Source organism: Pseudoalteromonas sp. (assembly GCF_041613455.1).
GTDB lineage: Bacteria > Pseudomonadota > Gammaproteobacteria > Enterobacterales > Alteromonadaceae > Pseudoalteromonas.
In genome coordinates, this window is record NZ_JBFJHD010000140.1 from 1 (window position 1) to 7,749 (window position 7,749).

The 7,749-nt window shown below is 43.3% G+C and carries 5 protein-coding genes and 1 tRNA gene; 5 read left to right on the top strand and 1 reads right to left on the bottom strand.

Annotation, left to right across the window (positions count from 1 at the left end; all coding sequences use genetic code 11):
• Positions 1-26 precede the first annotated feature (26 nt).
• The 3 genes from ABYB02_RS12135 (at position 27) to rimI (ending at position 928) form a co-directional block, all read left to right on the top strand.
• Positions 27-103: transfer RNA gene (locus ABYB02_RS12135), tRNA-Trp, on the top strand.
• A 65-nt stretch (positions 104-168) separates the two neighbouring features.
• Positions 169-474, top strand: a complete 306-nt coding sequence (locus tag ABYB02_RS12140) for a hypothetical protein (RefSeq protein ID WP_372762709.1) — start codon at positions 169-171, stop codon at positions 472-474.
• Positions 461-928 (top strand): ribosomal protein S18-alanine N-acetyltransferase, encoded by a 468-nt coding sequence (rimI, locus tag ABYB02_RS12145; RefSeq protein WP_372762710.1) that lies wholly within the window; start codon positions 461-463, stop codon positions 926-928. Before ABYB02_RS12140 ends, rimI begins: the two co-directional genes overlap by 14 nt.
• A 7-nt stretch (positions 929-935) precedes the next feature.
• On the opposite strand, the gene ABYB02_RS12150 is transcribed toward rimI, so the two are convergent.
• A complete protein-coding gene (locus ABYB02_RS12150; protein WP_372762711.1) occupies positions 936-3,593 on the bottom strand; it encodes an ATP-binding protein in 2,658 nt (885 codons plus the stop codon).
• Between the two features lie 357 nt (positions 3,594-3,950).
• On the opposite strand from ABYB02_RS12150, the gene prfC reads away from it, so the two are divergent.
• Together prfC and argS are read left to right on the top strand one after the other, a co-directional pair.
• Positions 3,951-5,540 carry a peptide chain release factor 3 gene (gene prfC / locus ABYB02_RS12155; protein ID WP_372762712.1) on the top strand — a complete coding sequence of 530 codons (1,590 nt, stop codon included), beginning with the start codon at positions 3,951-3,953 and terminating at the stop codon, positions 5,538-5,540.
• Positions 5,541-5,599: 59 nt separating this feature from the next.
• Complete coding sequence (argS, locus tag ABYB02_RS12160) at positions 5,600-7,342, top strand: arginine--tRNA ligase (RefSeq protein ID WP_372762713.1); 1,743 nt, start codon at positions 5,600-5,602, stop codon at positions 7,340-7,342.
• Positions 7,343-7,749 lie beyond the last annotated feature (407 nt).

Genomic DNA, 7,749 nt, shown 5'->3' on the forward strand with positions numbered 1-7,749 from the left:
AGTTCTCTATAATTCGTCGTCATTGCAGGGGCGTAGTTCCAATTGGTAGAACAGCGGTCTCCAAAACCGACGGTTGGGAGTTCGAATCTCTCCGCCCCTGCCATTTCTTCTTTACATCGTATTTATTACTTCTTATATTACCTTACTTACTAATTTCATCGAGTCGTTATGCATTCACGTTACGCAGCTGTTTTTGGTATAGAAAACCTCACATTAAATCAGCATTATCAAGCGTTAAATAGCCAGAGCACACACACAGTTACTGAAAACAGCACGCCGCAGACTATGCTGCTCACTGAGCAATTATTTGCTGATATTAAGCGCGCCATAGCCCCGCTGACTATAAATACGGTGGTACAAAGCACAGCACTGCAACTGCAGGGCGAGCAGTTAGCGCTACCAAATCCACAGCTCAGCACGGCCGATAAACGTGCTTTATGGGCCTTAATGAGTGAACAGCTTGATAAACTTTAAATCTGTAGATGAAAACGCCATACCCCAGTTGATGGCTATCGAAATGGCATGCCATAGCCACCCATGGGCGTTAAGTACCATGAGTTCGTGTATAGGTGGGCGCTATTTTAATTTAGCGGCATTTGCAGGTGATACTATGGTTGGTTTTTATATTGGTGAAAAAGCCGGCCCAGACTTTACTTTAATGGATATTTGCGTGTCTCCCAGCGAGCAGGGAAAAGGTATTGCCAAGCAGCTATTAACAAAATTTATTGAGTATGGCGAACAGCAAAATGCGGAAAACTTATTTTTAGAAGTGCGCGAGTCAAACCGCCGTGCGATTAAACTCTACGAGCGGGCGGGCTTCACTGAAATGTCAGTGCGTAAAAATTACTACCCAAGCGATGAGCCGGCTAAAAATGGTTTTGAAGATGCAATTTTAATGGGCATGGCATTGGGCTTAAATTTTCAATAATAGCTGCTCACACTAGGTTATGGTTGGTTGTGATAGTGTGCTCAATGGCGCTGATTAGCTGGCTGTTTAGCAAGCTGATTTGTGCGCTGTCATTCGCTTTAAGAGCGGCTTCGAGTTCAGTGGCGCGCTGATAAATTTCGCTAAAATTAAAACATCCGGCACTGCCTTTTATATTATGCGCTACAGCACGTAATGCCGTGTGATCTGCCGCTTGCTGCAATTGGGCTAAAGAGGTTGGTAGGTTGGCGATGTAGCGGTCATTAATTTGCTGAAATTTATCACTTTTTAATAATTCGTCCCACTTATTTTGATTGTCTTTTTCTAGATGCAAGTAACTCACTAATACACTTTCTAGGGCTTCTTTATCAATGGGTTTAGCCAGTGCTTTGTCGCATCCTGCGGCAATATAAGTTTCGACGTCATGGTTCATTACATTCGCGGTGAGCGCAATAATAGGCCCGTCATAGGCCGCGTCGCGTAATATTTTAGTTGCTTCTAATCCTCCCATCACCGGCATTTGCATATCCATAATAATTAACTGGTAGTCATTCATCAGCGCCATTTCAACGGCTTCAGCGCCATTGCTGACAATATCGGGTTCCAGTCCCCATGTTTGCAGCAGTAATTTAATCAGTAATTGGTTATCGGGGTTATCCTCAGCCACCAGTATTTGCGCATCAAAGCTATTGCTGGCAAAGGAAAGTTGCGGATCTTTTTCGGGAACCAACTGTTGAGGATCACGTAACAATAAACTTTCGGCAATGGGAGTGGCTAAATTACAGGCGACCGTAATAGTAAAGCAACTGCCTTTATCTACTTCACTTTGTACGCTAATGTCGCCGCCAAGTAGTTGCGCTAAATTTTTTGAAATACACAGTCCCAGACCGGTGCCGCCAAAGCGTCGTGTGGTGGTGGCATCGGCTTGCTCAAAAGGAGTAAAAAGACGCTTAATTTGACTCTCTACTAGGCCAATACCGGTGTCTTCAATGTCAAATATCAAGGTTTGCTGTGCTTGATAACGCGCCTTAATAGTGACCGTTCCTTGCTCGGTAAACTTCACCGCATTACTGGCTATATTAATTAAAATTTGTTTTAAGCGGGTCACATCACTGTAAATCGTATGTGGTAATGGCAGCTGGTAATTAATAGTAAATGCGAGCTTTTTTTGTTGCGCTAGCGGGGCAATAATTGATTCGACATCATGCAGTAAGCGTACAACATTGAGCGGGGCTTGCTCTGTGGCTAATTTTTCGGCTTCAATTTTCGATAAGTCTAAAATATTATTAATCAGCTCTAATAAATGTTTTGAGTTACGTAAAATAGTTGCCAAATGTTGTTTGTCATTACTCACTTCGTGATTATGTAATAGCTGTTCGGTAAAGCCCATAATAGCCGTAAGTGGGGTGCGTATTTCGTGACTCATATTGGCTAAAAAACGACTTTTAAGTTGGTTTGCTTGCTCTGCTTCGGCAATCGCCAACTCTAACTGGCGGTTCATGTTTTCGAGCGCTTTGGTGCGGCTTTCTACTTTATCTTCTAAGTGATGCTTATATTCTTCAAGCTGCTCTTGATAGTGCCGAATTTGATTAACCATGTGGTTAAAGTCGTTAAACAAGATACCCACTTCATCATTGGTATGGGCTGGTAACGAAACCGATAAATCACCGTCGCCAACGCGATGGCTTGCTTCGCCGAGCAACTCTATTGGGTTTAATAATAAATTACGTACCACAATAAAAATTAATATCGGTAAGGTGATCACCGAAATAATGACAATTAACCCGGTTATTAAACTAATCGCCATGCCTGATTGGTAAAGCACCGCTTTAGGGATAGTCGACACATAGTAACCGCCATTCATTTGCACCGCAAAAATCATCCGCTCTATTTTATCGATACTGGAAAGTTCGATGGTTGAAAGGCTGCCAAAGTCGGCTAAATTGCGTACTTGGTTTAACTCATATTCGCTGATGTAGTGGCCACGAATGTTGTAATCTGAGCTGAATAAAATTTTACCTTCGTTGCTCACTAATAAATTAAGCGTATTATTATACGGCGCTTCTAAAATGCTGGTATTAAGGATTGACGGCTCAACGTGCAAAATAATAAACCCCAGCTGTTGTGGGCGTTTTAAGTAGTAATCAATACTATAAATACGTTGAATAAAGTACAGGTTGGTGGTGCCATCGGGTTTTTGCACCATAAATTGCTGCTGACTTAAGTTACTTTGTTGCACTTGCTCTAAAAAAGGATAGCTTTTAGGCGCGACGGTTAAATTACTAGAATAGTAGGCATCACTTTGCCCGTCTGTAGAAATTAAATTAACGCTAATTATATCGGGGTAAGCTTCGCTGTAGCTGGCAAATACATCCATTAAGGCACCCAAGCGATAGGTGTAGCCGCCATCGCTGTGTCCGCCATTGGTTAAAAAGTCACTAAGCACCGGCGAAGTAGACAGCAATTTTGCGGTAGAGTGAAACGAGTCGATATAGTTAAATACTTTTTGTTGTTGCTGCTCAACAAAGCGACTCATAATTAAATCAGCTTGTTTTTGTGTTGAGTTAGTCACATTAGTGAGGGTAAAACCTCCTAAAAATAACAATGGCAATATAACGAGCGGAGTTATATACCATAATAGCCTAATGCTTAACTTACTGGTTTTCATTACCAAACAACACATCCTCCATGCAATTTGTTAATAATATGGTGTAGTGCGCTATTACTCAAGCACTGCGTTTGTTTAATTAACAGGGTTACCGTAATTTATAGTGAGCTATTAATCACCTAAATGCGCGCGCATATTGAGTTAATAAAAAAAGAATCAGTTAATAACTAAGCATTGATTGTTTATAGCGCGAAGATCAGCGAAAATAGTCTGTAATTACGATTAACATAGCGGATCGCGTGTGATGAGCTAAATTGGCTTTTTACTAGGGTGTGTTGAGCTTTCGGGGTTAAGTAATCTAGCTCTGAAACGTCAGCATACATAGATGTCCGTATTCAAACTAAAAGAACCTTTTTAATGGCAGATCAAACTCTCCTCAGCGAAATTAATAAACGACGTACTTTCGCAATTATTTCGCATCCCGATGCGGGTAAAACCACCATCACCGAAAAAGTATTGTTATTCGGACAAGCAATTCAAAAAGCCGGTACCGTAAAAGGCCGCGGCTCCAACCAGCATGCAAAGTCTGACTGGATGGAAATGGAAAAAGAGCGTGGTATTTCTGTAACCACCTCGGTAATGCAGTTCCCATACAACAATGCACTGGTTAATTTACTCGATACTCCAGGACACGAAGACTTCTCGGAAGACACTTATCGTACATTAACCGCGGTGGATTCGTGCTTAATGGTGATTGATGCGGCAAAAGGGGTTGAAGATCGTACCCGTAAACTCATGGAAGTAACGCGCCTACGTACCACACCTATCGTGACCTTTATGAATAAGTGTGACCGTGATATTCGCGACCCCATGGAGTTACTCGACGAAGTTGAAACCGAGTTAAATATTGCCTGTGCACCGATCACTTGGCCAATTGGTTGTGGTAAAGAGTTTAAAGGCGTGTACCACATTCATAACGATGAAGCGGTATTATATAAAACCGGTCAAGGTCATAAAATTCAAGACGTTCATACCATTAAAGGACTCGATAACCCAGAGCTAGATAACGCCATTGGCGAAGAGCTTGCTGCGCAGTTACGCGATGAGTTAGAGCTGGTTGTAGGGGCATCGAACGAGTTTGATTTAGAGCTATTCTTAGCCGGCGAGCTTTCGCCGGTGTATTTTGGTACCGCCTTAGGTAACTTTGGTGTAGACCACGTACTTGATGGTTTAACGAAGTGGGCACCGACACCACTGCCGCGCGAAACAGAAGATCGTCAAGTGGTGGCAACGGAAGAAAACTTTACCGGGTTTGTGTTTAAAATTCAGGCCAACATGGACCCGAAACACCGTGACCGTATTGCCTTTATGCGCATTGTATCGGGTAAGTACAGCCAAGGCATGAAAATGAATCATGTGCGCATTGGCAAGCAGGTCAGTATCTCTGATGCGGTGACCTTTATGGCGGGTGATAGAGAGCGCGCCGCAGATGCCTATGCTGGCGATATTATTGGTTTACACAACCACGGTACAATTCAAATTGGTGACACCTTTACCCAAGGCGAAAAGTTAAAATTCAGCGGTATTCCTAACTTTGCCCCTGAATTATTCCGCCGTATTCGTTTGCGCGATCCTCTTAAGCAAAAGCAGCTGCTCAAAGGCTTAGTACAGCTTTCAGAAGAAGGGGCTGTGCAGGTATTTAGACCGCTTATTAATAACGACTTAATTGTGGGCGCCGTGGGTGTGCTGCAGTTTGATGTGGTTGTAGCGCGGTTAAAAGCGGAATATAACGTTGATGCCATTTATGAAGGTGTCAACGTCAATACCGCACGCTGGGTAAGCTCAGATGATGTGAAAAAGTTTGAAGACTTTAAACGTAAGTGTGAAAGTAATTTAGCGCTAGATGGCGGTGATAACTTAACCTACATAGCGCCAAGCCGAGTAAATCTTAACTTATCAATAGAGCGTTACCCTGAGGTAACCTTTAGCCATACTCGCGAAAACTAGAAGCCACTTACTTAGATTAAATGCAAGCCTGCGCTAGCGGGCTTATTAAGGTAAACACTATGAACATTCGTACCCTATTAGTAGAAAAAGCTGTTGCCGCGATGATTGCCGCAGGCCTACCTGAAGATACTAACCCTGCTGTAACGCAAAGCACCCGCCCACAATTTGGTGATTACCAAATTAATGGCGCAATGGGCGCAGCTAAAAAAATGAAAAGCAACCCACGAGAGCTTGCGCAAAAAATCATTGATAACTTGGATGTTAGCGATATTGCCGAAAAAACAGAAATTGCCGGCCCAGGGTTTATTAATATTCATTTAAAGCCAGCGTTTTTAGCACACAGTGTTAAAGCCGCGAACCAAGATGCAAAATTAGCGGTGAACGAGCACGCTAAACCACAAAAAGTCGTGGTTGATTACTCATCGCCTAACCTTGCCAAAGAAATGCACGTAGGTCATTTACGTTCAACTATTATTGGTGATGCAATTGTACGTGCACTTGAATTTAGAGGCGATACCGTAGTGCGTCAAAATCACATGGGTGATTGGGGCACACAGTTTGGTATGCTAATCGCGCACTTAGAAGATCAAATTAGCCAAGGCGTCGACTTAGAAGCAGTCGCCCTTGCTGACTTAGAAACTTTTTACCGCGACGCTAAAAAGCGCTTTGACGATGAAGCCGGTTTTGCCGATAAAGCCCGTGACTACGTGGTTAAATTACAAGGTGGCGACGCGCATTGTGAAAAACTATGGAAGCTATTTATTGCCACTTCAGTTAAGCACTCTGAAGAGGTATACAAGCGTTTAAATGTAACACTTACGCAAGCCGATATCATGGCTGAAAGTGCTTACAACGCAGAACTAAACGATATTATTAGCTTACTCAAAGATAAAAATATTGCCGTTGAGTCGCAAGGTGCTCAAGTGGTATTTTTAGACGAGCTAGCTAACAAAGATGGCGAGCCATCAGCGTTTATCGTACAAAAGTCAGGTGGCGGCTTTTTATATGCCACCACCGATTTAGCGGCCTGTGATTATCGTTCAAACAAATTAGGCGCTGATCGCATCTTAATATTTGTAGATGCCCGCCAAAGCTTACACTTTAACCAAGTAGAGCTAACCGCGCGTAAAGCCGGTTTATTACGCGCTGCAACCAGTTACGAATTTTGCCCGTTTGGCACCATGATGGGCGCCGACAATAAGCCTTTTAAAACCCGTACCGGCGGCACGGTTAAATTAGCCGACTTGCTCGAAGAGTCAATTAATCGTGCTGCAGCTAAGCTTGCTGAGCGTGAGTCAGATTTAAGTGAGCAAGAGCGCAGTGAAATAGCGCGTAAAGTGGGGATTGGCGCGGTTAAATATGCCGACCTTTCTAAGCACCGTACCAGCGATTACATTTTTAACTGGGACAGCATGTTAAGCTTTGAAGGCGCAACCGCACCTTACTTACAGTATGCGTATACCCGGGTTCGCAGTATTTTCCGCAAATCAGGGGTTGATGCCACCACGTTAAATGCCGACGTTGCCATTACAGAGCCGCAAGAAAAAGCACTCGCACTTAAATTACTACAGCTAGAAGAAGTGCTTGATTTAATGATCAGCGAGGCAACGCCACATGTACTGTGTAGTTACCTGTATGAACTCGCTAGCCTATACATGACCTTCTACGAAGCGTGCCCTGTACTTAAAGAAGGCGTAGCGCCAAGCGTTCGTGATAGCCGTTTAGTGTTATGTAATTTGGTGGCAGATACGCTGCGCACAGGTTTAGATCTGCTAGGCATTGAAGTCATGGAGCAAATGTAATCACCGTCGTATTTTAAGCTAATACTGCGTTACCCAACCCGACTTACCCTAATCACATACAAACCGTATGCTCATAGGGATAAGTCGAGTTGGGCGCCTTGTCTTAGGCTAAACTACTTAGGTGAACAGTCTGCTGCGCGTAGTTCGCTTTGACGGCGTTGTTGTGCTTTTTTAGCCTAAGTCACATACTATAAACGTATGCTCCTTGGCATAAAAAAGCACTCCGCCTTGTCAGCACTCCTACACTTGCAGATGGTGTTAAGCTTATACTTGACACTTTCCAGTAAGTTCATCAAATTTGTAGCTGATAGCTGATAGCTGATAGCTGATAGCTGATAGCTGATAGCTGATAGCTGATAGCTGATAGCTGATAGCTGATAGCTGATAGCTGATAGCTGATAGCTGAT